Annotated in this window: 28 protein-coding genes and 2 riboswitches; of the genes, 22 read left to right on the top strand and 6 right to left on the bottom strand. The window is 53.7% G+C overall.

What is annotated here, in order from left to right:
- The first annotated feature begins 46 nt into the window (after positions 1 to 46).
- The 5 genes from kynU (at position 47) to Q3F21_RS04310 (ending at position 4,478) form a co-directional block, all read left to right on the top strand.
- Positions 47 to 1,333, top strand: coding sequence for a kynureninase (gene kynU, locus Q3F21_RS04330; protein ID WP_340250242.1), 1,287 nt, complete (start codon positions 47 to 49; stop codon positions 1,331 to 1,333).
- A 46-nt stretch (positions 1,334 to 1,379) separates the two neighbouring features.
- Complete coding sequence (gene kynB / locus Q3F21_RS04325; RefSeq protein WP_340250241.1) at positions 1,380 to 2,015, top strand: arylformamidase; 636 nt, start codon at positions 1,380 to 1,382, stop codon at positions 2,013 to 2,015.
- Positions 2,016 to 2,080: 65 nt separating this feature from the next.
- Positions 2,081 to 2,776 (top strand): tryptophan 2,3-dioxygenase family protein, encoded by a 696-nt coding sequence (locus Q3F21_RS04320; RefSeq protein WP_340250240.1) that lies wholly within the window; start codon positions 2,081 to 2,083, stop codon positions 2,774 to 2,776.
- Positions 2,777 to 2,988: 212 nt separating this feature from the next.
- On the top strand, positions 2,989 to 4,224 hold the full coding sequence (locus Q3F21_RS04315) for a dicarboxylate/amino acid:cation symporter (RefSeq protein ID WP_340250239.1): 1,236 nt from the start codon (positions 2,989 to 2,991) through the stop codon (positions 4,222 to 4,224).
- Complete coding sequence (locus Q3F21_RS04310) at positions 4,221 to 4,478, top strand: hypothetical protein (RefSeq protein ID WP_340250238.1); 258 nt, start codon at positions 4,221 to 4,223, stop codon at positions 4,476 to 4,478. Before Q3F21_RS04315 ends, Q3F21_RS04310 begins: the two co-directional genes overlap by 4 nt.
- Before the next feature lie 60 nt (positions 4,479 to 4,538).
- On the opposite strand, the gene Q3F21_RS04305 is transcribed toward Q3F21_RS04310, so the two are convergent.
- Together Q3F21_RS04305 and Q3F21_RS04300 are read right to left on the bottom strand one after the other, a co-directional pair.
- On the bottom strand, positions 4,539 to 5,684 hold the full coding sequence (locus Q3F21_RS04305) for a polyamine ABC transporter substrate-binding protein (protein WP_340250237.1): 1,146 nt from the start codon (positions 5,682 to 5,684) through the stop codon (positions 4,539 to 4,541).
- A 123-nt stretch (positions 5,685 to 5,807) separates the two neighbouring features.
- A complete protein-coding gene (locus Q3F21_RS04300; protein ID WP_340250236.1) occupies positions 5,808 to 7,010 on the bottom strand; it encodes a saccharopine dehydrogenase family protein in 1,203 nt (400 codons plus the stop codon).
- Positions 7,011 to 7,341: 331 nt separating this feature from the next.
- Between Q3F21_RS04300 and Q3F21_RS04295 the strand changes: the two genes are divergently transcribed.
- From Q3F21_RS04295 to Q3F21_RS04240, 12 genes are all read left to right on the top strand, one after another.
- The gene (locus Q3F21_RS04295; RefSeq protein ID WP_340250235.1) at positions 7,342 to 7,566 is read left to right on the top strand and encodes a hypothetical protein; all 225 of its coding nucleotides are present in this window, start codon (positions 7,342 to 7,344) and stop codon (positions 7,564 to 7,566) included.
- Between the two features lie 68 nt (positions 7,567 to 7,634).
- A riboswitch (SAM riboswitch) is annotated at positions 7,635 to 7,746 on the top strand.
- Between the two features lie 81 nt (positions 7,747 to 7,827).
- Positions 7,828 to 7,939: riboswitch (SAM riboswitch) on the top strand.
- An 83-nt stretch (positions 7,940 to 8,022) separates the two neighbouring features.
- Complete coding sequence (locus Q3F21_RS04290; RefSeq protein WP_340250234.1) at positions 8,023 to 9,273, top strand: homoserine dehydrogenase; 1,251 nt, start codon at positions 8,023 to 8,025, stop codon at positions 9,271 to 9,273.
- A 97-nt stretch (positions 9,274 to 9,370) separates the two neighbouring features.
- Complete coding sequence (glpK, locus tag Q3F21_RS04285; RefSeq protein WP_340250233.1) at positions 9,371 to 10,864, top strand: glycerol kinase GlpK; 1,494 nt, start codon at positions 9,371 to 9,373, stop codon at positions 10,862 to 10,864.
- 192 nt (positions 10,865 to 11,056) lie between these two features.
- Positions 11,057 to 11,437, top strand: coding sequence for a BlaI/MecI/CopY family transcriptional regulator (locus Q3F21_RS04280; protein WP_340250232.1), 381 nt, complete (start codon positions 11,057 to 11,059; stop codon positions 11,435 to 11,437).
- 79 nt (positions 11,438 to 11,516) lie between these two features.
- Positions 11,517 to 12,104, top strand: coding sequence for a copper amine oxidase N-terminal domain-containing protein (locus Q3F21_RS04275; RefSeq protein WP_340250231.1), 588 nt, complete (start codon positions 11,517 to 11,519; stop codon positions 12,102 to 12,104).
- 282 nt (positions 12,105 to 12,386) lie between these two features.
- Entirely contained in the window at positions 12,387 to 13,463 is a 1,077-nt protein-coding gene (locus tag Q3F21_RS04270) for an extracellular solute-binding protein (RefSeq protein ID WP_340250230.1), read from the top strand.
- Between the two features lie 12 nt (positions 13,464 to 13,475).
- On the top strand, positions 13,476 to 14,603 hold the full coding sequence (locus Q3F21_RS04265) for an ABC transporter ATP-binding protein (RefSeq protein WP_340250229.1): 1,128 nt from the start codon (positions 13,476 to 13,478) through the stop codon (positions 14,601 to 14,603).
- Positions 14,600 to 16,309, top strand: coding sequence for an ABC transporter permease (locus tag Q3F21_RS04260; protein WP_340250228.1), 1,710 nt, complete (start codon positions 14,600 to 14,602; stop codon positions 16,307 to 16,309). Before Q3F21_RS04265 ends, Q3F21_RS04260 begins: the two co-directional genes overlap by 4 nt.
- Before the next feature lie 13 nt (positions 16,310 to 16,322).
- Positions 16,323 to 17,093, top strand: a complete 771-nt coding sequence (locus tag Q3F21_RS04255) for an HAD-IIA family hydrolase (RefSeq protein WP_340250227.1) — start codon at positions 16,323 to 16,325, stop codon at positions 17,091 to 17,093.
- 49 nt (positions 17,094 to 17,142) lie between these two features.
- Positions 17,143 to 17,709: a glycerol-3-phosphate responsive antiterminator gene (locus tag Q3F21_RS04250; protein WP_340250226.1), complete on the top strand. Its 567-nt coding sequence runs from the start codon at positions 17,143 to 17,145 to the stop codon at positions 17,707 to 17,709.
- A gap of 103 nt (positions 17,710 to 17,812) precedes the next feature.
- The gene (locus Q3F21_RS04245) at positions 17,813 to 19,537 is read left to right on the top strand and encodes a glycerol-3-phosphate dehydrogenase/oxidase (protein ID WP_425341213.1); all 1,725 of its coding nucleotides are present in this window, start codon (positions 17,813 to 17,815) and stop codon (positions 19,535 to 19,537) included.
- Positions 19,538 to 19,595: 58 nt separating this feature from the next.
- Positions 19,596 to 20,414, top strand: a complete 819-nt coding sequence (locus Q3F21_RS04240; RefSeq protein WP_340250225.1) for a VOC family protein — start codon at positions 19,596 to 19,598, stop codon at positions 20,412 to 20,414.
- 70 nt (positions 20,415 to 20,484) lie between these two features.
- Here Q3F21_RS04240 and Q3F21_RS04235 read toward each other — a convergent pair whose 3' ends face one another.
- On the bottom strand, positions 20,485 to 20,970 hold the full coding sequence (locus Q3F21_RS04235) for a CcdC family protein (RefSeq protein WP_340250224.1): 486 nt from the start codon (positions 20,968 to 20,970) through the stop codon (positions 20,485 to 20,487).
- A gap of 104 nt (positions 20,971 to 21,074) precedes the next feature.
- Complete coding sequence (locus tag Q3F21_RS04230) at positions 21,075 to 22,277, bottom strand: MFS transporter (protein WP_340250223.1); 1,203 nt, start codon at positions 22,275 to 22,277, stop codon at positions 21,075 to 21,077.
- Between the two features lie 171 nt (positions 22,278 to 22,448).
- Between Q3F21_RS04230 and Q3F21_RS04225 the strand changes: the two genes are divergently transcribed.
- A complete protein-coding gene (locus tag Q3F21_RS04225; RefSeq protein WP_340250222.1) occupies positions 22,449 to 23,132 on the top strand; it encodes a CPBP family intramembrane glutamic endopeptidase in 684 nt (227 codons plus the stop codon).
- 198 nt (positions 23,133 to 23,330) lie between these two features.
- Positions 23,331 to 23,537, top strand: a complete 207-nt coding sequence (locus Q3F21_RS04220) for a hypothetical protein (RefSeq protein ID WP_340250221.1) — start codon at positions 23,331 to 23,333, stop codon at positions 23,535 to 23,537.
- Here Q3F21_RS04220 and Q3F21_RS04215 read toward each other — a convergent pair.
- Complete coding sequence (locus Q3F21_RS04215; protein WP_340250220.1) at positions 23,501 to 24,046, bottom strand: DUF309 domain-containing protein; 546 nt, start codon at positions 24,044 to 24,046, stop codon at positions 23,501 to 23,503. The two genes, Q3F21_RS04220 and Q3F21_RS04215, sit on opposite strands and share 37 nt — an antisense overlap.
- Positions 24,047 to 24,133: 87 nt before the next feature.
- Between Q3F21_RS04215 and Q3F21_RS04210 the strand changes: the two genes are divergently transcribed.
- Positions 24,134 to 24,370 (top strand): hypothetical protein, encoded by a 237-nt coding sequence (locus Q3F21_RS04210; RefSeq protein ID WP_340250219.1) that lies wholly within the window; start codon positions 24,134 to 24,136, stop codon positions 24,368 to 24,370.
- A 50-nt stretch (positions 24,371 to 24,420) separates the two neighbouring features.
- Here the strand turns inward: Q3F21_RS04210 and Q3F21_RS04205 are convergent, their stop codons facing one another.
- Entirely contained in the window at positions 24,421 to 24,591 is a 171-nt protein-coding gene (locus tag Q3F21_RS04205; protein ID WP_003386157.1) for a YjzC family protein, read from the bottom strand.
- A 142-nt stretch (positions 24,592 to 24,733) separates the two neighbouring features.
- Between Q3F21_RS04205 and Q3F21_RS04200 the strand changes: the two genes are divergently transcribed.
- Entirely contained in the window at positions 24,734 to 25,678 is a 945-nt protein-coding gene (locus Q3F21_RS04200; RefSeq protein WP_340250218.1) for a GntR family transcriptional regulator, read from the top strand.
- 23 nt (positions 25,679 to 25,701) lie between these two features.
- Complete coding sequence (locus Q3F21_RS04195) at positions 25,702 to 26,634, top strand: DMT family transporter (protein ID WP_340250217.1); 933 nt, start codon at positions 25,702 to 25,704, stop codon at positions 26,632 to 26,634.
- The last annotated feature ends 134 nt before the right edge of the window (positions 26,635 to 26,768 follow it).

Below are 26,768 nucleotides of genomic sequence, written 5' to 3'. Positions count from 1 at the left end.
TTTTCTGTAATCTTGTGCTAACAACCGATGCGAAGGAGGTTTTCCTTTGAAGGAATCACCGTTTTTGTCTACCGAGGAATATGCCCTGGAGCTGGACAATGGAGATGACTTGGCCCGTTTTCGCGAAGAGTTTTACCTGCCGGATGGGGGCATTTATCTGGATGGGAACTCGCTTGGGATGTTGTCAGTCCGAGCCGAACGATCCTTGCTGGACGCGCTGAACGACTGGAAACGGATGGGGATCGACGGCTGGACCCAAGGGGAACGGCCGTGGTTTTATCAGGCGGAGCGGCTGGGTGCTTGCCTGGCGCCACTTGTCGGAGCTGATGCCGAGGAAGTGATTGTAAGCGGTTCCACGACGCTCAATCTCCATCAGCTGGTGTCTACCTTTTATCAGCCTGAGGGGAACCGGACGAAAATTCTCGCCGATGAGCTTACCTTTCCCTCCGATATTTATGCGCTGCAGAGCCAGCTCAGGCTCAGGGGGTTCGATCCGGATGAGCATCTGCTCCTGACAGCCAGCCGCGATGGACGCTTCCTGGAGGAAGACGATCTGATCGCTTGCATGAATGAAGAGATCGCCTTGATCGTCCTTCCCACCGTTTTGTATCGAAGCGGACAGCTCCTCGATATCCCTCGTTTGACAGAGGAAGCCCATAAGCGGGGGATTATGATCGGTTTTGACGGCTGCCATTCAGTCGGGGCGATTCCGCATTGGTTCAGCGAATGGGACGTCGACTTTGCCTTCTGGTGCAGCTACAAGTACCTCAATGGAGGGCCTGGCAGTGTTGGGGCACTGTATGTAAACCGCAGGCACTTCGGGCGATTGCCGGGCTTGGCCGGCTGGTTCGGATCGGATAAAGGAAAACAGTTTGATATGGAGCTGAGCTTTTTACCAGCGCAGACCGCCGGAGCGTACCAGATCGGGACGCCGCATATTTTGAGCATGGCGCCGCTGTTCGGAGCGCTGTCCATGTTCGAAGAGGCGGGGATTGACCGGATTCGCCAGAAGTCGTTGCGGCAGACGGGCTATTTGATGGAGCTTCTTGCCGTCGAGCTTTCTGGCCACGGCTTTGCCATCGGCAATCCACCTGGCGATGCGCGAAGAGGGGGCCATGTCTGCCTGGAGCACCCGGAAGCAGCCCGGATCTGCAAGGCTTTGAAAGAAAACGGCGTGATTCCGGACTTTCGGGCTCCAAACGTGATTCGCCTGGCACCGGTAGCCCTGTATACCTCATACCATGATGTATGGCGTGCCGTACAAATCCTGAAGCGGATCATGGAGGAGCGGACGTATGAACGATACGAAAACAAGCGCGGCGTGGTTGCCTGAGGCATATGACAGTTGCCCGAATAGCGAAAAAGGAGCTGCAGGGAAGATGGATTTGATAGATATATCGCGTCCGCTCGCTTCCGGCGCCCCTACCTGGCCTGGAGATACGCCGCTTCTCTACGAAGTGAGCTGGCCGAAAGCCGAAAGCGGCTCCGTCAATGTAGGCAAGCTGACGATGAGTCTTCACACAGGTACACACGCAGATGCCCCGTATCACTTTGACGATGACGGGAGAAAAATTCTTGACTTGCCGATCGAAATTTACATCGGCCCGGCGAGGGTTCTGGATGTATCGGGGAAAAAGAGCATCGGCGCCGACGATCTCAAGGGGCTCGATCTGGCAGGCGTGACGCGGCTTTTGCTCCGCACTGGCTCGTGGACGGATCTGGCGCGCTTTCCTTCCGAAATCTGCCATCTCCGATCGGATTTGGCTTCCCTTTTGGCGGAGCGGGGGATTCGCTTGATCGGTGTCGATGTCCCGTCGGTCGATCCGCTGGACAGCAAGGAGCTGCCGGCCCATCACGGCTTGCACAAGCGGGATATTCACATATTGGAGGGCCTGCTCCTCGATCACGTGGAGCCGGGAGATTACGAGCTGATAGCGCTTCCGCTGCCGCTCGCCCAAGCGGACGGAAGTCCCGTTCGCGCCGTGCTTCGCCGTCTAAAGCCGGGAGACGAATGAGCAGCTTGGGGCCCGATGGGTTGGCCATGCGGCTCGCGGTTACTTGAAAAAGGGAGGAAAGGCCGTTGACCAGAGAACTGTCGGATTACGAGAAATACATTCGGACAGAGGAACTGCTCGGGTTGCAAAAGCGTGAAGATCAACTGGCGTGTGCGGATGAGCTGACGTTTCAGGTGGTTCACCAGATTGCGGAGCTTCATTTCAAACTCGTCATGCAATACTTGCATACGGCCAAAGCGGCGATGGCCGCCGGGGAGCCCGACAAGGCAAGCGAACAGCTGCGCCGTGTCAATCTGCACATAAAGCATCTGCCTGAAATCTTTGCGATGGTCAAAGTCATCAGTCCGCTGGATTACCATACGATTCGGCTCGCGCTGGGCAGGGGCAGCGGACAGGATTCGCCGGGATTCAATCAAATCCTTTCGTTTGGCCCGACGCTTTGGGAACCGTTTGAAAGGCTTCTGGGCGAAAAGGGTCTGTCACCTCTGGACGTACACAAAGAGCCTGGGGCACATCACGCCTTGTACTGCCTGATGCAGGAGCTGATTCAGTTTGACGAAGGCTTTCAAAGCTTTCGTTACCACCATCTGCAGCTGGTGCGGCGAATGATCGGCCTTGCGACAAACAGCCTCAAGGGGATTCCTGCCCAGGCTCTGCAGAAGGGGGTCCGGTACGAGTTTTATCCAGAGCTGTGGAAGGCAGTCGGCGAGTTGACCGACTGGACCGGCTCCAGCTACAATCCGCGGCCGCTCGGCGAGTAATCAGCCTCTCTCGATGGAAAGGATATTTCCAGTCGAGAGAGGTTTTTTTGTCAGGCGGGAACATTCGAGCCAAAAGCCGGGGGAAAAGCAATTCTCCGCCGGGCTTCGATCAGCCAATGCATACTTGTAATTAATTTTCAGAAATGTATGTAATATCTCCCCGTATATTTAAGAAGACAACTCTTCACAAGTCCAATAAGGGGTGAAATGGCATGGAAGAATCTGGGAAAAATCGGGTGTGGGAAGCTTACCGGTATCCCATCGTTTTGTTGACAGCGATCTTCATTGGCGGCGTAGTAGGCTGGCTCACCGGGCCGAAGGCGGATGTGCTCAAACCTCTCGGAGACATTTTTATCAACCTGATGTTCACGATCGTCGTGCCGCTAGTCTTTGTCAACATCAGCAGCGCGGTCGCCAGCATCGCCAACCTGAAGCGGCTGGGCAAAATTCTGGGAGTGATGCTGGCTGTCTTTGTGGCTACGGGCATCCTTTCCTCTGTGCTGATGATCGTCGGCGTTTCGCTATTTCCGCCGGCAGAGGGTGTTCAGATCGAGCTTAAAGCGCCGGACGAGCTGAAGCCGCTGCACACCGGAGAGCAGTTTGTGAACGCTTTTACCGTGCCCAATTTCAGCGATCTGCTGTCGCGCAAAAACATGCTGGCACTCATCGTATTTTCCATGTTATTCGGGCTGGCGGTAAGTCTCACTGGCGAAAAAGGGAGGAAAGCAGCAGATAGCCTCTCCCTTTTGTCGGACGTCATGATCAAGCTGATCAAATTGCTGATGTACTATGCTCCGATCGGGCTTGGCGCCTACTTTGCCACGCTTGTCGGCGTATTCGGGCCGGAACTGCTAGGCTCGTACGCTCAGGCGATGTCGGTTTACTATCCGATTGCCATCTTGTATTTCTTCCTTTTCTTTTCTTTGTACGCGTACATGGCAGCAGGGAAGGGCGGTCCGGGCTTGTTCTGGCGGGCAGCCGTTTCGCCTGCCGTCACTTCGCTTGCGACATCGAGCAGCGTCGCGACCATTCCGGTCAATCTGGAAGCGACGGCCCGTCTCGGCGTGCCAAAGGACATTCGCGAGATCGTCATTCCGCTCGGGGCCACCGCCCACATGGACGGTTCGTGCCTAAGCGCCATTTTGAAAATTTCGTTCCTGTTTGGCTTGTTTCAAATGCCGTTTCACGGATTTGAGACATACGTGACGGCCATTGTCATCGCAGTCCTGAGCGGCGTGGTCATGTCAGGCGTTCCGGGCGGCGGCTTTATCGGTGAAATGCTGATTGTCACGATGTACGGCTTTCCGCCCGAAGCGCTGCCGATCGTCGCGATGATCGGGACGCTGGTCGACCCGCCGGCCACGATGGTCAACGCCACGGGAGATACGGTCGCCAGCATGCTCGTTTCTCGCATCCTTGAGGGCAAAGGGTGGATGAGCAAAGCATGAGTGTCGAAAATTCATGGAAAGCCGTGAGCGTTTGCTTTTCTTTCGCAAAAATGCACGGCTGCGGGAACGATTTTTTGATTATGGACAATCGGCAAGGGAAATGGGAGGGCAAAGAGCTCGGAACAATCGCCCGTCAGCTGTGCAAACGGGAAACGGCGCTGGAAGCTGACGGGTGCATGTGGATGGAACGGTCAGACGCTGCCGATTTTTCCATGCGCTATTTCAACGCGGATGGCAGCGAAGGGGAAATGTAAGGAAAAAAACAGACAGGCTTGCCAGAAGGCAGGTTGTCTGTTTCACGCTTCATCCACCTTTTACTCTAATTTTATTTCCGACCAAATCCGGTCATACTGCTTGGCCGCATCCCCGATGTCAACCATGTATTCCCCTTTCGCCAAATCCTCCTTCGGCGGATAGACGGCGGAGTCCTCCAATACTTCCTTGTCGATCAGCTCGTGAGCGGCCAGGTTGGGGTTTGCATACGGGTAATGCTTGGAGATTTCAGCGCTGATGTCCGGGCGGAGAATGAAGTTGATGAACGTCTCTGCCGTTTTCTTGTTTGGACTGCCCTTGGGAATGACGAAATTATCCTGCCAAAGCTCCATCCCTTCCTGTGGCAATACCGTTTTGATCGCGGGATTTTCCTGGCGGGCAAGCGAAGCCTCGGCACCGTAGACGATACCGGCCGCGACCTCGCCGGACACGAGGAGCGTTTTCGGGCTGTCGCTGTCAAATGCCTTCACATTGGGCATCAATTGGCTGAGCAGTTCTTTCGATTTATCCAGTACGGCCGGGTCCGTTTCGTTCAGCGATTTGCCCTGCATCTGATTGGCGATGCCGATCATCGAGCGGGCGTCATCCAGTACGACCAGCAATCCCTTCAGCTCGGGCTTCAGCAGATCCCGGTAACCGGAAACGGGGATGGAAACCTTGTCCGCATTGACAGCAATCACGACATTTCCCCACATGTACGGCACAGAAAAAGCCCCCTCGGGATCAGAGGAGCGTTTCAAAAACTCCGGGCCGATGTTTTTGATGTCGGGAATGTTGGAGTAGTCCAACTTTTCCATCAATTGCTGTTTGCGCATCAAGTCTACCATGTAATCGCTCGCAACGGCAAGATCGTAGCCGGATGAATGGACGGACAGTTTGGCAAACATTTCCTCGTTGGACGAGTAGGTGCTGATGTTCACCTTCACGCCGTACTCTTTTTCAAAGGCGTCCAGCACGCTAGTCGGGATGTATTCTGACCAGATAAAGAGATTGAGAGATTTGGACAGACCGGCTTGGCTGCCAGCTTCCGCCTTGGCAGCGTCGTTTCCCGGCGCAGAAGCGCCAGCGGTCTGCCCCTGTTGAACAGGCTGGGCTAAGCTGCTCCCACAGCCGGTTAGGCCCGTCAGCAGGGCAGCGATCAGCAGGAGGACGAGCGAAAAGAGGCTTGTCCGTTTTTTCTCCATCATGTCAGACCTCACCTTCGTTTCTGATAGGATCGATAGATCGGGAAGCATTCCGAAAGCTCATTTGACAAAGATCGGGACGGCGAAAAAATGCCAATCCCGATCTCTCTATACTCAAGTTACGCACTACGATATTTGCCTGAGAGGGGCAGTTTTTTCGATGACATCCCAGGTCATGCCGCGAGCCTTTAGCCTCTCCAAAAAGGGAAGCGGGTCGATCAGCTCCGGCGGTATGCAGCCGGTCGTGGTCAACAATCCTTCGGCGATCATGTCGACAGCGACGACTGGCGGGATGCCTGTCTGCCAGACCGTTGCCTGAAATTCCGTCTTGTAGTATACCTCATCGTGATTGGCGATCGTGTAGACGTAAACTTCTTTTCGCTTGTTGTTTTTCTTGCCTTTGACGAGTGCCCCGACAGAGGAGTAGCCGTGGATTTTTCCGGCGAGATCGGCGGGTTTGGGCATGGTCGTCACGACCACATCGCGCGGCGCTACCTTGACGCCTTTGACCTCGATCTCTTCATCGCTGTCCAGTCCCAGATAGCTCAGCACCTTGAGGGTGTTGACAAAGTCGGGATGGAGCGCGTACTTGAAATCCACGTATTTGCACCCTTTCGCGCGGCCAATCGTCTCGCCAAGAGTGGTGGCTTCTTCGTGCTCCACGTTGTAGCAGTCCAGCCAGCCGATCGGCTCGGGGAATTCGAACTCCTCCTTGTTGGCAAACGGGGTAGGCAGGTATTGTTCCCCTTTGTCGGCCGTCCAGAAGTTCGGCTTGGCCAAGCACTCCTGAATGGCTGTCTGCGGACTGAAGAAGGAGCAGAAGCCGTCGTAGTCCACGACGGAATTGTCGCCGTCGCGAATCAGAATTTCGTCGACTTCGTCCAGCTGGTCCACGGCGTACCGCGCCGCGATATTGGAGAAGCCCGGGTCGCAGCCGAGGCCCATGATCCCAAGAATGCCTGCAGCCTTGAATTTGTCGTTCCAGGCAAGCTGCTTGCGGAGCCATTGCGGGCCGCTCGAAGCCGTGTCTATATAATGGGTTTGCGTGTTCAGGCACGCTTTCATCACTTCAAAGTTGTTTTCCGGCAAACCGATATGAAGCAGCACGTCAATATCGGTCAAAATGGATTGAACGCTCGATACATCGCGGGCGTCCACGCGTTTCACCTGGATGTCCACGTCTGTTTCCCGGCGCAGCTCGGCGGCCAGCTCTTCCGCCGGGCCGATCGAAATATCCGCCAGCACCAGTTTTTGCAGGTACGTTGACTTCACGATTTCGCACGCACTTACTTGTCCTACACCGCCAACTCCTAAAATAGCGACTCTCATAGAGTCCTCCTCCCATATGGTTACAGCGTTCTATCTTCGCATTCGAAACAGCCATTTCTGCAAATGCAGATCGATCGTAGCGGGAAATACCGCTACTTGTGTCGCAACATCGATTGGCTCACGCGGACGAAGTCTCATCCAAACACCCTCCTTCTGCGCACAGGCAGATAATAAATAGGAACCGAGCTAAGTGGGACGATCATGTACCCAGACAGGCCGCAGCCTTCGCAAAAGCAGCACCTCCCTTCCCGAAAAAAGAGTCAGAGTGGAGCATCTGTTAATTCATGTATATTCGACTGACCTGACGTCCCATGCGAATAGAAGTAGAGAATTGAACTCTGACTTTTCCGAAAATAATATGCAAGAACGATACCAAATGATCAGTCGCTTCCGTCGCAGCATCATTGTCAGCACGCTTATTCTCACGATTGAGAAAGCACAGGCCAAAACAGGGAATCAGGAGCTGCCAGTTATCGCATCGCTGCCAGCACGAGAGCCGCTTATAAAAAATGAGAAACGCTTCTTTTCAAAAATGAAAGGAAACATCGGGGTATGAAATATCAGAAATATTTGGTTGACGGCGCAAACGGAATTCCTTACAATGTTCCCAACAGGAAAATACTGTTCTTATCCAGAGAGGCGGAGGGACTGGCCCGATGAAGCCCGGCAACCGTCACGCAGTTTGTGACAAGGTGCCAATTCCTGCAAGACTGATGGCAGTCTTGACAGATAAGAAGCGGGAGCACGTCCATATCGGATGCCAACCTTCTTCTTAGCTGGAGAAGGTTTTTTATTTATACACAATTTCATACCTTCTTTCTTATCCAGAGAGGCGGAGGGACTGGCCCGATGAAGCCCGGCAACCGTCACGCAATTTGTGACAAGGTGCCAATTCCTGCAAGACGACAGTATGTCTTGGCAGATGAGAAGGAGGCCCCTGTGAATCGCGAGCCTTCTTCCTCATCGGAAGAAGGTTTTTTTGATGTTTCAAATGAGAAAAAGGGGTGGGGACATGAGTGCAAGTGTGGTAAAAGTAGGGTTGCTTGGCGTCGGAACGGTAGGGGGCGGCGTGTTGAAAACGATCCGCTCCCAGCAGCAAAAGCTCTCGGATCGGTTGGGCAGGCGTGTCGAGGTGGTCAAGGCGCTGGTCCGCAATGCGGAAAAACAGCGATCCGTGCAGCTTGAGAACGATTTGGTCACAACCCGGTTTGAAGAGGTGCTGGAGTCGGACGTGGACATCGTCCTCGAGGTAATGGGCGGAATTGATCCTACGTACGGCTATGTCCGGGCATTGATGGAAAAGGGCTGTCACATCGTCACAGCGAACAAGGAGCTGCTCGCCAAACACGGAACGGAGCTTGTTCAGCTGGCCAATCGGCACGGCGTCCAGCTGGCGTACGAGGCAAGCGTGGCAGGCGGGATTCCAATTCTCGGCGTGCTGCGCCAGTTTCTGCGGACCAATGACATCGTATCCGTCAGCGGCATTTTAAACGGAACGACGAATTACATCCTGACGCGGATGGAACAGGAGAAGCTTCCCTACGCCGAAGTGCTCGGGCAGGCACAGGAGCTTGGTTACGCGGAAGCAGACCCGGCCTCTGACGTAGAGGGCTGGGATGCCTTGTACAAATCGTACATCCTGGCCCAGCTCGTATTCGGAGAGTCCCTGCCGCTGCATGCAGCCGTAAGACAGGGAATCGACAGGCTGCATCTTGGGCAGATCGGCCTCGCCCGCGAACTGGGGCACCGGATCAAGCTGCTGGCCAAGGCGTCCAGGGCAGAGGGCGTTCTGCAGCTTTCCGTCCGTCCGACGCTTGTACCGCTGGACCATCCATTGGCCCAGGTGCAGGATGCGCACAACGCCGTGCAGGTGTCGGGCAACATCGTCGGAGACCTGTTGTTCATGGGCAAAGGGGCTGGGGAGCTGCCGACAGCGAGCGCCGTTGTGGAAGATTTGGCCTATTTGCTGACGCAGAGCTTTACTCCTCAGCCTGCCTGGAAGGAAAGCAAGCCGGTCAGCATGCAGGAAGCCGGGGAAAAACGGTGCTTCTGTTATTTGGAAAGTGAAACGCCGCGGGGAACGCCCGATCAGGTCATGCTTTTTTTGGACCGTGCAGGAGTTGCGGTGGAAAAACAGCGAATACAATATGACTGGGCGAGCGTCTTGCGCATCGGCATGATTGCCCGCGGTTTTGCAGAGGAGCATCAGGAGGCGCTGCACCGCGATTTCGGCATCAAAACGGAAGTGTTTCCCGTGTTGTGAGCAAAGACGGCCCAAAGCTTCGGGGCAACAGCCTTCATGCTCCCAGCCAACGATAGAGGTGAAAGGTGTCCGAGCCCCGTGCTGAAGGAGGTAGCTCATGGATAAAAAGTATGTGCTGGCAATCGATCAGGGGACGACCAGTTCCCGGGCCATCCTGTTCGACAGGCAAGGCAGCATCGCCGGGATGGCCCAAAAAGAATTTGCCCAGCTCTTTCCCCAGCCAGGCTGGGTAGAGCACAATGCCCTGGACATATGGTCATCGGTCGTCGGCGTGATCGGGGAGGTTTTGGCCAGCCACAATGTCTCGGCCCAGGAAGTCGCAGCGGTCGGGATCACCAATCAGCGCGAGACGACAGTGGTGTGGAACAGGCATACAGGAGTGCCGATCTATCACGCGATCGTCTGGCAGTCCAGGCAGACTGCGGATATTTGCGAAGAGCTGAAAAGCCGGGGGTACGACGAATTGTTTCGGAAAAAGACCGGCCTGTTGATCGATGCCTACTTTTCAGGCACCAAGGTAAAGTGGATTCTCGACAATGTGGAAGGAGCCCGAGCCTTGGCGGAGCAGGGGGACCTGCTGTTTGGCACGATTGACACGTGGCTGATCTGGAAGCTGTCCGGCGGCAAGGCGCACGTGACCGACTATACCAATGCGTCGCGAACGCTGATGTACAACATATTCGATTTGCAGTGGGACGATGAGCTGCTCACCCTGCTCGACATCCCGCGTTCCATGCTGCCGGAGGTGAGAAGCAGCTCGGAGGTGTACGCGGTGACAGACAAGGACCTGTTCTTTGGCGTCGAGGTTCCGATCTCGGGTGCGGCAGGCGACCAACAGGCTGCCTTGTTCGGGCAAGCCTGCTTTGAGCGGGGCATGGCCAAAAATACATACGGAACCGGCTGCTTTTTGCTGATGAACACCGGGCAACAGGCCGTTCGCTCCGAGCATGGCTTGTTGACGACGATTGCCTGGGGACTTGACGGGAAGGTGGAGTATGCGCTGGAAGGAAGCATCTTTGTCGCGGGCTCTGCCATCCAATGGCTGCGGGATGGCCTCCGCATGCTCAAAACATCGGCGGACAGCGAGCGCTACGCGACAGCCGTGTCATCCACAGACGGCGTCTACGTCGTCCCTGCCTTTGTCGGCTTGGGCACTCCTTATTGGAACAGCGAGGTACGCGGGGCGATTTTTGGGCTGACGCGGGGGACAAAAAAAGAGCATTTCATCCGGGCCACACTGGAATCATTGGCGTATCAGACCAAGGACGTGGTGGCGGCCATGGAGGCAGACGCGGGTGTTCCGCTGAGCAAGCTGCGCGTAGATGGCGGGGCGGTTGCGAATCAGTTCCTGATGCAATTTCAAAGCGACATTCTCGGTGTCACGGTCGAACGACCCCAGGTGCATGAAACGACCGCGCTGGGAGCCGCCTATTTGGCCGGCTTGGGCATCGGTTTTTGGAAAAGCAAGGAGGAGATTGGGCACAATTGGCAGGTGGAGCGTTCGTTCGGGGCGAGACTCGATGAGGCGGAGCGCAGCAAGCTCTACGCCGGGTGGCAAAAAGCAGTCCGTGCCGCGGCGGCATTTGTGTAGGCATTTTATGACAATTGGTGGAATCCCTTGGACGGTCTTTGGCGGGTCTGCGCTGCTGTGCAGAGCCCGCTATTTTTGTGGGCACATATGGACAAAAGCAATAACTTTTACTCTCTCATTGACACGATGCGACAACTTGTCGTATATTGATTTTGCGACAAGTTGTCGCATAAAAAGCGGGAGGTGTATGCGATGGAGAAATTAGGAAAATTGTCGGAAACAGAAATGGAAATCATGAAGGCGATCTGGAAAGTTTCGGCTCCAGTGACCGTTGCGCAGCTTCTGGACATGTTTGAAAGCAAAGGGTGGAAAACCTCAACGATGTCGACCATTTTGAAACGGCTGATTGAAAAAGGCTTTCTGACCAAATCAATGAGCGGCAATGTGAATTATTACGAGCCTGTTTTGAACTGGAAGGAATACCAAAAATACGAAAACAAAACATTTCTCGGTCGATTGTACAACGGGGAGGTGAAAAATTTTTTCGCAGCTCTGGTTGACGATGATGAACTTAGTCAAGATGACATTACAGAGCTGAAAGAATGGTTTATGCGTGAGGCGGACAAAAAATGATCGTTTTTTCTTTAACGGGAATCATGGCTCGAAGCTTCAAAAGTCAAAATAAAAGAATCAGAGTCAGGAGATGATGATCTTGTTTCAAGCAAAATGGAAATGCATGACGATACTCAGCCTGCTTGTTGTGCTGTTATCCGGAAACAAAACGTATGCTGCCAGGGATTTCTTTTGGTCTGATGTCGTACCCATACCATCTTGTAGCAAAAGCAGGGACGGATCGCTCAAGGAACTGATGATAAAGAAGGAAGATGGCACGACAATTACTGAAGAGCTCCCCTCTTGCGAAGAGGCGATGAAAACCCGTGTCTTAGTCCGCGTCAATGGGAAGTATCTGCATGCGGTTGCCGGAACCGGAGGAGAGCCGTATATCGACAACGGTCGGACGATGGTTCCGTTACGGGCAATAGCGGACGTTTTCGGATTTGAAGTAGGGTGGGAGGAAAGCGAAGGAAAAATTACGCTGAAAAAAGAAGGCAAAAATATCGTGATGCATATCGGAAAGTCGGAGATGCTGGTTGACGGCGAAAAGGTAATTTTTGAGGATGCCGTACCGACCAGGAAAAAGAATCTGACATTTTTACCCGTCAAACAGCTTGCCGACGTGCTTGGCATTAAAGTCGAATGGGATGGAGAAAAACGGCTCGCCACCTTTACTAGCGAATAGGACGGATACCTTGCGGACACAGCGGCGGATGGAAACGCCAATAAATTTGTAAGCATTATCATTGACAGAAAATAAAAAAAGTGGGTATACTGTAGAAAAGTTGATCGTGCAGCAGGTGAACATACGGAAATACGGTTAGGCGGAGAAAACGGAGAAAACCCTTACCCGTAAACACATTCCTTTTAGGGGAGGAGTGTGTTTTACACGTAAGGGTTTTCTTTTTATTCGTTATCGTCAAACTATTCGATCAACGGAAAAACAACAGAAAGAGGGGTCTGACAAATGGTGAAAAAGTGGCTTAATGTCGTAGCGACCGCTGCGTTGTTGTCGACGGTTGTGGTAGCAGGGTGTTCCTCCGGAGATACAGGTTCATCCGGTACAGGCACGGGAGAAGCTGGCGGGGGTGCAGGTGCCGGAAAAGAGCTCGGTCAAATCGCTCTCTACTCTCCTGAGACACCTGATATGACCAAAGAAATCGGCCAAAATTTTGAAAAGGCTTTCAAAGGTTCGGTCGTGAACATTCAGTACGCCGGCACCAACGTTCTCGTGAACAAAATGATTGCGGAGAAGGACAATCCGATGGGGGATGTCTGGTACGGCGGCGGCGGCTTCCTGCCGTTCGAGTCGGCGAAAGACAAGGATATTATCACATCCTACACGCCCGAAGCGATCAAGGATTGGCCGGAGGTTCGCGACGGGATCAAAATCCGCGACAAGGACTGGAAATGGATCGGAGCAGAGGTGTTTGTGCTCGGCTTTGTGTACAATACGGACCTGGTAAAACCGGAAGAAGCTCCGAAAACATGGGACGACCTGCTCGACCCGAAATGGAAGGGCAAGCTTCAAATGCCGAATCCGGCGGCATCGGGAACAGCTACGCTTACCGTTTTGAGCCAATTGATGACTCGCGGGGAAGAACCGGGCTGGGATTACTTTAAAAAATTGGTGGATCAGATGAGTGCGATGCCTGACTCCGGCTCGGCTCCGGGAAAAGCGGTAGCCAAAGGTGAAGCCCATATCGCGATCGCATTTGACTTCATGGCGTACGAAATGAAGGCAAAAGGGGAGAAGGTAGACTTTATCGTGCCTGAGAAGACCCCGGTCATCGTCAACCCGGTATCCCTGGTGCAGGATGGGCCAAACCCTGACGGCGGCAAGGCGCTGATCGACTACCTACTGTCCAAGGAAGGACAGCAAACCCTTGCCAACTGGTACCATATCCCGATTTCCAAAGAGGTGGAATCGAAGACGCCGCTCACGCTGGAAAAGGTCGTTCCGCACGCGCAGGAGCTTGATGTGGATTGGGTCGTGCAAAACTACGACCGCGTACGAAACGAATGGCGGCAAAAATTCCAATAAGGAGGTTCTTCCATGGGGTCGGTCAAAATTGAGAACTTGCACAAATCGTTTAACGGAATCGCCGCATTGGAAGACGTCAGTCTGGACATCCGGGAGGGAGAGTTTTTCGCCCTTCTCGGTCCGTCCGGCTGCGGAAAAACGACGACGATGCGCTGCGTCGCCGGATTTGAGAGTCCCACATCCGGCAAGATTTTTATCGGAGACCGCGATGTGAGCAACGTCCCTGCCAACCAGCGCAATTGCGGAATGGTGTTTCAAAGCTATGCGCTGTTCCCGCATTTGAACGTGTTTGAGAACGTCGCCTACAGCCTTCAGGTCCGCCGTTTTTACCAGGGCGGCCTCGGCACCAAGCTGGCAGTGCTCGGCAATATGCTGAACCGGAAATTGAGCAAAGTGGACAAAGAGACGGAAAAAAAGGTGAGAGATTCACTGGATTTCGTGGAGTTGGGTCATTTGGCCGACAGGCTGCCGGGACAGCTTTCCGGCGGTCAGCAGCAGCGGGTGGCGCTCGCACGGGCCTTGATCATGGAGCCGGCTGTCCTGTTGATGGATGAGCCGCTCTCCAACCTCGACAAAAAGCTGCGCAACAGCATGCGGGTCACGATCCGCCGGATTCAGCAAAAGGTAGGGATTACGACGATCTTTGTCACACACGATCAGGAAGAGGCCATGAGCATGGCTGACCGGGTCGCGGTCATGCAGGGAGGCAAACTGGTCCAGGTAGACACGCCTACGTCGCTGTACAGCAACCCGGGATCGACTTTTGTAGCGGACTTCGTCGGTTCATCCAATATTTTCAAAGGCAAGGTAAAAGGCAAGGAAGCAGACGGCACCGTGATTCAGCTTGAGGGTGGGCAGCTGCTCACATCCGCTTTTTCTGCGAAAAGAGAAGATGTAGAAGTAATCATACGCCCTGAAAGCATTCGCCTGACTGCCGGAGAATCGGCCGATGCAGGTGACAAATCGATAGAGGGTACCATCACCATGTCTACCTACCTTGGACCCAGCATTCGCTATGACGTACAGGTCGGAAATATGCAAATCGAAGTGGACAAGACGTTTGAAGCAGGAACGCCGCTGCTTCCTCCGGGCAGCAAAGTCAGTCTTTCCATCGATCCTCATCTCGTGGTGATCCTATGAAGAAGAAGCGAATTCTCGAATCGTTGAGCGGGTTTACAGTCCTGAAATGGTTGATCTACTTGTTTTTCTTCCTGTTTCTCCTGGTTCCTTTGTTCTCGATTTTGCTTGTCAGCTTTACGGGCGAGCCGATCAACCTGTTTGGCAGTCTGGTCAGTCAAAAAACGCTCGGAAAGACAATCGAGAAGCTGTCCCATGTGTCGCTGGACGCCTATTCTTCGCTGTTTGAGGGCAAGGGGTACTTTAATGCCCTGCTGAACAGCCTGAAGCTGAGTACCGGGGTGGCCCTTTTGGTGACGATCATCGTCATTCCGATCGCTTACGCCTTTGCGCGGACGAAGATGCCGTTCAAGGGGCTGTTTGCCACGCTGTGTACGATTCCACTGGTCGTACCGACTTTCATTTCGTCCTACGCCTTCATGCTGATGTTCGGAAAAACGGGGTGGGTCAATCACATCTATCAAGCGATCGGCGGGGAGGGCGTGCTCTTTGACATCCAGTCGATGCTTGGGATTGTGCTGGTGCAGGTCTTTTTCTTCTTTCCGTACGCCCTGTGGCCGATGGTGGCGGCCTTCAAGATCAGCGACCTGACCTTGGAAGAAGCGTCGCAAAACCTGGGTGCCAAGAGCTGGTACACGTTTATGCGGGTAACGATGCCGCTTGCGATGCCGGGGATCGTCTCCAGCATGCTGCTGATCTTTACCGTGAGCTTTTCCGACTTCGGGACGCCGATTATTCTCGCGCCGAAGGACCTCAACCTGATCGTGGTAGAAGCGTATCGGGAAATGGCCGGGTTCTTCAACTGGGCTGGCTCCGCGGTACTGACTGTCATCATGCTTCTGGTCGCTGCCTTCTTCTTCTGGCTCCAGCGTCTCGTGATCAAGGGAAAGGAATACGGCACCATCTCGGGAAAACCGACTCGCCAAAAGCTCAACGATCACAAGGGAGTGGTTTCCGTACTGACCACCTACTCCTTTTTGATTGTGCTGATTCCGGTGCTCGGCGTCGCCTCGATTTTCCTGTCGTCGCTCGCGACTACATGGGGACGTCATGCGCTGCCGGACGGCTATACGCTAAGCCACTATCTGACGATTTTCAGCACGTCGCATAAAAATATTCTAAACAGTCTGGTTCTTGCCGGCGGGGCTTTGGTATTGAGCGTGGTGATCGCCACTTTCGTGTCCTACTTTGTCGTGAGGCGCAATTCCGGAGGACTTGATTTTATCTCGTCCATTCCGCTGATTGTTCCGGGCATTTCGCTTGGGATCGCGCTCATCCAGACGTTTAACACCGCTCCGTTGAAGCTGACGGGAACAGCGATATTGCTCATTATCGCCTATACGATTCGACGCATGCCGTACATGATTCGCTCGACGATGAGCTCGATGATGGCGATTCGCAAGGATATTGAGGAAGCTGCGGTCAATATGGGGGCCTCCAACCTGCTCGCCGCCGTGACCGTGATCGGACCGCTGATGCTGCCCGGAATCGCCGCGGGCGCCATTCTCGTATTCGTCACGGTGATCAAGGAAACGAGTATTTCCTTGCTTCTGGCTCCGACGGATTGGGCGCCGATGAGTCTGGCTGTATTTCAAAACCTGCTGCGGGGTGAATACTACACCGCGTCAGCCATGGCGATCCTGATCATCGCGATCGTCATCTTCCTGCAATATTTGGCGAAAAAGTTGACCAAGGATCAACTGTACTAAGGAGGAAGGACCAGTGAAGGGATTTATCTTCGACCTCGACGGTACGGTGTACCTCGGAGACCGTTTGATCGAGGGTGCAGCCGAAGCGATCCAGGCGCTGAGAGAGCGCGGCGACAAGGTCGTGTTTCTCTCCAATAAGCCGATCGCAACCCGTCAATCCTATGCCGAAAAGCTGACCCAAATGGGGATTCCGACGACAGTAGACGATGTGCTCAACTCATCTTTGATCGCAGCCAGATACCTGCAGCAAGTATTGACGCCGACAGATAAAGTGCTGGTGATCGGCGAGCAGCCGATTCGAGACGAACTTTCTGCACACGGCATACGGATGAGTGAAGACCCGACCGAGGTGACGTATGTGGTCCTCTCATGGGATCGACAGTTTACCTACGATGGTTTAAACGATTTGTACCAGGCAGCCATTCGCGGTGCCAAGGTGATTGCCTCCAACCCGGATCGCACCTGCCCGCTGGAGGATGGACAAATTCCAGACACAGGAGCGTTTATCGGGGCGCTTGAAGGGGCGACGGGAAAGCCGATCGATCTGGTCGTCGGCAAGCCTTCGCCGATTGCAGCCGAAGCGGCCGTCCGTCATCTGGGACTGGACTACAATGCTTGCTACATGGTAGGGGATCGATTGGAAACGGACATAAAAATGGGGAACGACACCGGCATGAACTCCGTTTTGGTCTTGACTGGAATCTCGACCCGGGAAATGGCCGAGAGAAGCGAATACAATCCGCGGTACATTTTAAACAGTATTAAAGAAATTGTGAATCTTTAGACAGAGGATGCTATAATGGGAGCAACCAAGCGCCATATGGAGGTAACGGATGTATCCTATTGTAGACCTTGTCGAGCATGAAACCATTGCTGCCGTCCAGTCCGAAGCCGATTTGGATGACGCGCTCAGAGGCAATGTCAATATCATCTTTTTGTTGACAGGCTCGATTTTTAACGTTCAGGAGCTTGTCGACAGAAGCAAACAGGCGGGCAAGCAGGTGTTTCTGCACATGGAATTTATCGAGGGGATTGCTCCTGACAAGAGCGGGGTCGCCTATGTGGCGAGAAACATCGCCCCTACGGGTATTATTTCTACTAGAAGCAACCTGATTCGCGTCGCCAAGGAAATGAATCTGATGGCGATTCAACGCATATTTTTAATCGACCGCAACGCCGTGAGCAAAGGGATCAGGGTAGTCGAGCAAAGTGCGCCGGATGCGGTCGAGATCATGCCGGGAGTGATGCCCAGGGTCATCCGGGAAATGACCGAGCTCACTCCGCTGCCGATAATAGCGGGGGGCCTGATCGGCACCAGACAGGAAATCGACGAGGCGCTGGCGGCGGGAGCATTGGCGGTATCGGTTGGAACAAAAGAGTTTTGGTTTTCACCTGAATAGGAAAAAGGGAAGAGATGAGGAGATACCCCTTTGGGAAGGCGGCATGTCTGCATGGCAGGCCGGTCTTTTCATGGGGGTTTTTTCGCTTGGAAAAACATCCGGCATGGAGCCGGAGAGGAGGCAGCCAGTGGGCAACCGATTTTCAGCACGGAACAGAGAAGAACATCTGCAGCAAATGGCCACAGACACGCTTGACCTGCTCGTCATCGGAGGAGGCATTACCGGTGCCGGCATTGCGCTTGATGCGAGCAAGCGCGGACTGAGGGTAGGCTTGGTGGAAATGAACGATTTTGGCTCCGGCACGAGCAGCCGGTCGACCAAGCTGATCCACGGAGGTCTGCGCTATTTAAAGCAAGGGGAAGTGAGGCTGGTGCAGGAGGTGGGGCGCGAGCGAGCCATCTTGTATAAAAACGCCCCTCATCTGGTCGTTCCCGCACCGATGCTTCTGCCGATTTACAAGGGAGGCACCTACGGTTACCTGGCTTCTTCTGTCGGATTGTACGTGTACGATTGGCTGGCCGGAGTGGCGCGGAAGGAACGGCGCAAGATGCTGGGGAGAGCGGAAACCCTCACGCTGGAGCCGCTGCTCAAGCCGGAAGGATTAAAAGGGGCGGGCCTTTATTTTGAGTACCGGACGGATGACGCCCGCTTGACGCTTGACATCATGAAAACGGCTGTCGGATTAGGTGCTACAGCGGTTAATTATGCGAAGGCAGATCAGTTTTTGTACGAACATGGAACGCTGCAGGGAGCGCTCGTTACGGACCGGGTCACAGGCAAGCACTATCCGATCCGCGCCAAATATGTCGTCAATGCGACAGGGCCGTGGGTGGATGGCGTCCGGCAGACCGATGGCTCCCTCCAAGGCAAACGGCTTTATTTGACAAAGGGTGTGCACCTGGTCGTGCCGGCAGACAGACTTCCGGTCAAGCAGGCAGCTTACTTTGACACCCCTGATGGCCGGATGGTATTTGTCATCCCCAGAGGAAAGATTACGTACATCGGAACAACGGACACGGCCTACAAGCTTTCCATCGACCACCCGCGGACGACAGAGGAAGACCGGGATTATTTGCTCCGCGCAGTGAACAGCATGTTCCCGTCTGTCAGGCTGGAGCCGTCCGATGTCCACTCCAACTGGGCAGGGCTTCGGCCGCTGATTTACGAGGAGGGAAAGGGGCCGTCGGAATTATCCCGCAAGGACGAGATTTTCCACTCGCCCACGGGATTGATCACGATTGCTGGAGGGAAGCTGACGGGCTTCCGCAAGATGGCGGAGAAAGTGGTCGATACGATCACGCAAAAGCTGAATGAAAAAGAAGGCAAGGAGTATCCAGCCTGTTCTACCGATCGCATTGTCATCAGCGGGGGAGAACGCCATGGGCATGAAAGGTACGAGGATTGGAAGAAAGAGATGCTCCGTCAGGGAATTGCTCTGGGCGTAGACGTGGAGGTAGCCCAGGAGTGGATAGAAACCTTTGGAAGCAACACATTGAACATTTACAAGCGAATTTCCGGGCCCGCTCCCACTCGCGAGCAGTTGCTCGCGGCTCAGATCAAGTACGCAATCGAGGAAGAAATGACTGTGCAAGCTGTAGATTTCCTGCGTCTTCGTACAGGGTGGACCTATTTTCAATTAAACAAGGCCGAGGAGGAGAGAGAACGGGTCGTCCGGCTCATGGCAGAGGGGCTGGGATGGAGCGATGAGGAGACGGTCCGGCAAAATGCCGAAGCTGGGGACTATCTGCATGCCCTGAAAAACCTCCCGCGAAATGAGGGGGAACTGTCCGATCATTTTGCGGAATCAATTGACATTTCCAAAAAATGAGGTACCATTTTTTGAAACAATCATTATTGAGGACGTTCAAGAAAAGAGGGCGGATAGGATGAAACTTTCGTTTGATCACCTTGTTCACTTTCTTCACAGACCACCCCTGGAGGCTTCCGATCGGTTGAAAAAGGCGGGCTTTCATACAGTGGCGGGCGGACGGCATGAAATGTGGGGAACCTATAACAGCCTTAGTTATTTCGGTCTTTCCTACGTTGAATTTCTCGCCGTAGAATTTCCCGATATTGCCGCAAACGCCGAGAATCCGCTCGTCCGGCAATTGATCGCCGAGGCGACAATCGGCGAAGGAATGGGACAGCTTGCCTTTCGCACCGATGAGATCGAGCGGTGGGCCGAACGGTTTGAACAGCGGGGATACAGGGTGACAGGTCCGCTGCCCGGGAGCAGAAAGCGGGAAGACGGCACGCTGATCGAGTGGAAAATGCTTTTTGCCGAGGGGTCTGAAAGCAAGCGGCGCATTCCGTTTTTGATCCAATGGGAGGAGTTGGATGAGGCCAGAGTGAATGATTTGACCAGGCGAAGGATAATCGCTCCGCATGAAAACGGATCACAAGAAATATCTTGCATCGCTTTGGCTACAGGAAACCTGGACGAAGCGGCCCGAGACTGGCGGGCGTGGCTCGGTCTGGAGGCAGGCGAAGCATTTGCGGACGAACGGCTGCAAGCCAAGTGCCGACTCATCCATTGCGGCGGAGCCGATCTGCTGCTCTGTCAACCGATGGGAGCGGGGATTGCCAGGGATGCGTTGTCCACAAGAGGGGAGCGCCCCTTTCTCATCCGCTTCGAGGGTTTCGGCCCTGTTGTGCACAGCGAGGGAATTTTCGGCGGCGTGTACGAATGGACGTCGAGAGAATAAGAAAAAGAGCAGTGTCCTGACGTTAGCAGGGGCCTGCTCTTTTTTTGTTTAACATGCAGTTTGGGCCTTGTCACGGTCCTGTGCGGGCCGGATTTTTGGTAAATTGACGGTACATGTACAGCATCGCCAGCCGCCACGGAACAATCATGCCGTACGCCAACACAAAGAACAGACCGGCTGTCTGCATGACCGAAAACGAGTCGTTGACCCACAGCTTGACCCCGGTCCGAATCACCAGGAGGGCCAATAGAATCATAAAAAACGCTTTGGATCGTTTCAAATATATGTCCTGTCCGACAATTTCAAAACGGGACGTCAAAATCAGCGGAATGGATAAAACCATCCCTGCACCAAACGCAATGACGTGATAAATCAGCGGCGTGGCCGTTTCCGGAAAGTGAAACATGGCAAAGCCGGTTGACATGAACAGAGGCGGCAGGATGATCCGGCGTGCCGAAACCGGTTTTTTCTGTCCGCGAAGTCGCAGAAAGATAACCGCCGTTGCCATGAGTAACGGGATTAGCATCCCGAGAGCGGTCGTTGACAGGATGTGCATGGAAATGCTCCTCCTTACTCCATGATGGTACTAGTGTACACCATTTTTTAAAAAAGAGGAAAGCGGTCCCCTCCATTTCGGCAACAATTGCAGCCAGACCGTTGTCAGGCGACGGCAGGCTCATCCGTCTCGCGAACATCGAGCTTGTGCCTCTTGCTGTACGCCATCGTCATTGCGGCCATCAGCAGCGTAACGGAGCCGATCCCGAGCATATAGCCGGAGACCCCGAACAAATCGAGGCAAACCCCGGTCGTTCCCAATGCGACGAGAAAGAAACCGCGGTCGAGCATTCCTTTGAACGAGAAAAACCGGCCCTGCTGATGCTCCGGCAGGCGGCGCTGAAAAATCGTCGTGGTCACGGGAAAAAAGAAAGCGACGGCAAAGCCGAACACGCCAAACGAAGCCAGGACCATGAACCGGCTGTCTGCAAACGACATGCCGTACTGGGAAAGAGCAAAAAAGAACAGCAGCACGGTCGACGCCGCGATCAGGTTGCGTCCGCCAATCCAGCGCTTGGCAAGAAGTCCGCCGGCTAGAATGCTCGTGCCCTCTACCGTATAAATCCAGCCCATCAGTTCGGGGCTTTGCTGGATTTCACTGAAATTGAGCACAAGCAGGTTAAAGCCGCCAAGGAACAGCGTAATCAATCCTGTGTTGAGCAAAGCAACCAACAGCGCAGGGTCTTTCTTGGTAACGGTAAGCACCTCGCGAAACTCGACCTTTTCCTTGCGCTTGCGGGAATCGACTGCAGGGATCCGCAAAAACCTGGTCACAAAGGCCAGAGCAAGATAAGCGCCGAGCGAAAAGAGGTAAAGCTGCGATAAATCCATATTCGCGACGAGTATGCCGCCAACGGCTGTTCCGCCGATCCGCGACAGCGTCGAAAGGTTGAGGTAAGCGCTGTTTGCCTTCAACAAGTCGGCGGGACTGAGGATGGCGGGCAAGGAAGACTGCACGGTCGGAAAATAAAAAGCCGCCGAGACCTGCATCACGATCAGGGAGACGACCATCCAGAGCAGGGAGCCGTAGTAGATCGCAGGAAGCATGCAAATCGGACTGAGACAGCGCACGAGACTCGCATAGAGCATGATTTTTCCCTTGTCGTAACGGTCGATTGTGACGCCGGCTTTGGGCGACAAGAGAATGCTGACGATCAGTCCGCTCATTAGAATCAATCCCTTTACGGTGTCGGAAGGGATCATGTGCTGCATGAACTGGAGGTTGGCGATAATGGAAATCCACATACCGGCACCAGCGATCACTTCCCCTGTCATCAGGAGGAGAAAGGTACGATTGCGCCACAACATGTTAGCCACTCCTTCTGCCTATTCAAAATTTTTTTATTATAATCGGATTCACACAGTATAGCATTTGCCCAAAATTTTGTATATTCATTCACGGCAGTCGTATGCATGCCGTGAACATGGGGAACCCTACTCTTGTCAAAAGTGTCAAAAGGAAAAAAGGGTGCTTCTGGTGTGAAACGAAAGCGCGCATTGCTGTTATTGGTGGCATACGGTTTTTCGGCCACCCTGGCTGTATTTTTGGGGTTGGTGGAAAGACGCAGTCTGATGGTCACCTTTGTATCGTTTCATTTGCTCGTTTGTCTGTTGGTGCCGCTGCTTCACGGCTTGTGGGAAGAAAAGCTGTCTGTACAGTGGAAGCGCGCATGGATACCCTTTGATCGGGAAGGCATGTCCTACGGCCTGGCGATCGGAGCGATGCTCATGACGGGCGTCATGACGGGGGCGTGGCTGTTGATCGACGGGGGAGTCATCGACGCCAGTCACGTCAGACATACGTTGATGAAATGGGGGGTAACGCCGGGCTGGCTTCTCCCGTTTTCTTTATATCTGGTGATTGTCAATTCCCTGCTGGAAGAATTGCTCTGGCGAGGCTTTGTTCTGGAGCGTCTGCTGCATGCGCTGGCCCGGCCTGCCGCTGTCCTTGTCAGCGGATTTTTTTACTGCCTGTATCATCTCATCGTCGGAGTCATTTTGTTCGGTCTGTTATGGGGAGTGTTGATTACAGCACTCGTGTTTGGTACCGGTCTTATGTGGGGCTGGATGAAAGGGCTGTTTCCTTCGATTTACACGACGTGGCTGAGCCATCTCATGGCGGACCTGGGGATCGTTCTCGTCCTGCACTTGTGGGTTTACTGACGTGACAATAGGAGGATGCCCAATGCTCAAGGATTTTGAAGAACAGAGACTGCGGAAAAGGCTGCTCTCCGCGCTTAGACAAAACGGAGAACAGCCCGTGCTTTACCGAAAAAAAGAGGCGACGAGGTGGAGCCGCCAGAGCTGCTGTTTTAAAGCACACATCGAAAGCTGATTCCTCAAATAGCAGAAGGAGGGCTTTTGCCGATTGCCAGCGAGTATGTGCAATTGGCCGCAAGCCCGGCCTTGATCGGTGAAGAGATGGGGACGCTGGCTGTGCTTGCGGTCAATGCCCATGACGCGTGGGAGCAAAAGATACGCTTTTTTCAAGGCTCGGAGCAGTATTTTTTTGCCGAGGCGATTCCTCCCGCTTACTTGTCAGCATCGGTGCTGCGGGAGCGCTGCTGACTGCGTTCGGCCAGACGACGCTGCCTTTCGGCGATTACATCGGCCCGGTCGCGCTGCGTGTGTTTGTTCAAAAGGAAAGCGTCCAGCAAGTCGCTTTCGCTGTCAAAGTGGAGGCTTCGCGCTGAGCAAAGCTTCTGGCAAGCATCCAGCAATGCCGGATCGGAAATGGGCAAGCGGATGCTGCGATAAGGCTTGCGGTCCTCCATTTCGGCGAGCAGCTGGCTGAGTGTTTGAATGACAGCATCCGGATCGAGGCCGAGCGATTGGACATCGGTCCTCTCTCTTTTGAGTATGCCGATGGCGCTGCCCATCATCTTGACCGCGCCGGCAAAGTTTCCTCTGCGCTGGTGGTAGAGCGAGACGGCGATTTGAATCAAGCCGACCCAGACCGCTTTTCTTTCTCCAGGCGGACTTTCTTTCCAATATTCCTCCAGTATTTCATGGCATTCAAAATAATCCCGTTCGGCATGGAACTGTATCAGGTACTCCAGATATGGTTGGGGGTACATACGACGACCTCACTCTTTTGTTTTCCGTTTTCACTATGTACTATTATAGAGGAGGATCCATACAGAAAACGAGGTGCAGGAAACAAAATGACCAAAGAAGAAATCCTAGCCGTCCTGGAAGAAAAGCAATTGACCGATGTGATCGAACTGATCCAAGATGCGGAAACGGGTGATCTGGAGGAGCTGGAGCTGGTTGAAAGTCTGGGGCTGCTCTGGGATGAGACGCTGAATCGGGAAGTGCTCCAGCTGCTTGAGAGCATGGGGGTTTCGATTATTTATGTGACAGATGAAGATGATGAGGAAGAAGAGAAAGAAGCTGATTGATGAAAAAGAACCAACCGTCCGCTGGGGGTTGGTTCTTCTCTATTTATCCGTTACTTTTGGGTCCAGACGCGATTTTTGTTCCGGGTGGGAGGGAATTTGTCCCCTTTCCCCAGCTCGATGATCATCGGGTCCTGGACGCTGGCTCCGGTCTCCCCGATTTCCATGTAAACGGCATTCTTCGGAGACTTGTCGCCTTCGTGAAAACGGCTGCGCTCACCCATCGTTAAACCCCTCTTTCCATGCGATATGATTGTCTCGATTAGTATTTCATGCGGAAACAAGCTTCATCCTGATTGTTCATATTGACGATACATTCAGAATTGATTTACGATTGAAATCAAATGATATAGGAGAGGTTGCCACGTGCTTCGCCTGTCTTTGCAAAAGGATTCCAATGTTTCGTATCACGAACAATTGTACCAGCAGATCGCAGCCGCCATCCGCAGCGGTGAATTGCCGCCCCACGCTCAGCTCCCCACGGTCAGGGAACTGGCCGCGCAGCTCAAGGTAAATTACAACACGATCCGCAGCGTCTATTTGCGGCTCCAGCAGGAAGGACTGGTAGACTCCAGACAAGGGAGAGGAACGATAGTAAGCAATGTCGTCAACGATCCTTTGTTGACGCGCAACCCCGCGCATTTGGCGCTGCTCGCCAAGGAGACGATACACAAAGTAAAGGCGATGGGGTATTCCATGGAGGAATTCACCCGCGTACTCTCCGTGGTCATGCATGAGATCAATCAGTTTCCCGTCCTTTTCATTCGCTTTACCGAGCTGGAGCTTGCTGAATATCTGCGATTGGTTCAATACCATATACCAAGTGCGATGGTGGAAGGACGAACACTGGATGACTTTTGGGAATGGCTGGATAAGGAGGGGAGCGTGCTGCATCAGTATAAAGCGATTGTCACGCATCCTTCGGTCAGCTCCAAAGTGAAGCAGGCCTTGCCCCGCGAATCTCCGCCGATCGTCAGCCTTGATTTTATTCCGGATCCGACCACGGTCATCCCGGCCATGGAGGCGTATCCCCGGCACACCAAGGTCGGGCTGATTTGCGCAACACTGCGAGGAGCTGAAGGAATGATCGCCGATCTGCATAATGCGGGCATTACCCATCTGGATTTGCGCACAATTGAAGCCAACTCCCCGGATGTGTTTGATCTGATCGCCCATTGTGACGTCGTTTACATTTCCAAACCGGGCTACATGACCCGCCCCCATCTCCTGACGCTGCCAAAGGTGAAGGAATTTCAGGAAATTCCTGATCACCACGGGATCAATGAGCTAAGGAAAATCGTCACTCAGTAAAAGCCAACGGAGATGAAATTTTCATGAAACAAGCAACCCTTATGCTGACCGGAGCGGTGTTCTTGTGGGGCCTTACGGTCGTCCCGGTAAAGTGGGCCATGGAAACCCTGCATCCTTTTTCCCTGATGTGCATGCGTTTGCTGACAGCCGGACTCATTCTTTTTTTCTTTGCCAAACGAAATGCCAGGACAGCCCGACATGCGGGGAAAGCATCAGAAAAATGGACGATTCCATGGAAGCGGATGACCATGCTCTCCTTTACAGGCGTGGCCGGGTACTTTCTCTGCAACTTTTCCGGCATGTCGCTTACCAGTGGCGTTCACGCCAGCATGATCGCAGCAATGCTGCCGCTCTTTACGCTTTCACTGGCTGCCTTTTACCTAAAGGAGCGGGTTGCGTTATCCCAGTGGCTCGGCCTGCTGGTCGGAATGGCGGGGGTATTGATGATCACACTCCAGTCCCAAAGCAAAGCGAGTTTCTCGGTTTTGGGAGATATGCTGGTGTTGGCTGGCGAATTTGTTTTTGCGATCTACGTCATTCAGCAAAAACGGCCGGCAGGGGAAGAGAAGATGCCGAGTGAATGGTTTACCTGCCTGACGCTCTTGATCGGAGGGATCATGGTCATCCCGTTCGCGCTGGCAGAGGTCTGTTTGTACGGACTGCCTGTTTTTTCCGGGAAGACATTCGCCTGCTTCCTCTTTCTGACGCTGGGGTGCACGGTTTGCGCCTACAGTATGTGGAACCAGGCGTTGAAGACGGTATCGGCAGCCCGGGCAGGCGTATACCTGAACGCGACACCGCTGATTAATGTAACGACCGCGATTCTGTTTCTTCATGAACCGTTGACCGCAATGACCGTACTGGGGGGATTTCTCGTTCTCGCCGGAGTAGTCTGGGCGGAGCGGAAAAAGCGGAGGAATTCGCAGGCCGAGCTCCTCGAAACAAAAAGCGTGTAGAAAAGCATGAACTTCATGCAGGACAGATGCTTATTTTCGGATCAGATAGTTGAATGTACCGTTCCGAAGCACGCCCCTCGACATATTTTGTAACTGTACCAACGAAGAGGGGGGTGAAGCGAGTGAGCTGCGGA

This window comes from Brevibacillus borstelensis (assembly GCF_037834415.1).
In the GTDB taxonomy this organism is placed as follows: domain Bacteria; phylum Bacillota; class Bacilli; order Brevibacillales; family Brevibacillaceae; genus Brevibacillus; species Brevibacillus borstelensis_A.
Note: the sequence above shows the minus strand (reverse complement) of the source record. Positions and strands in the feature narration are given on the sequence as shown.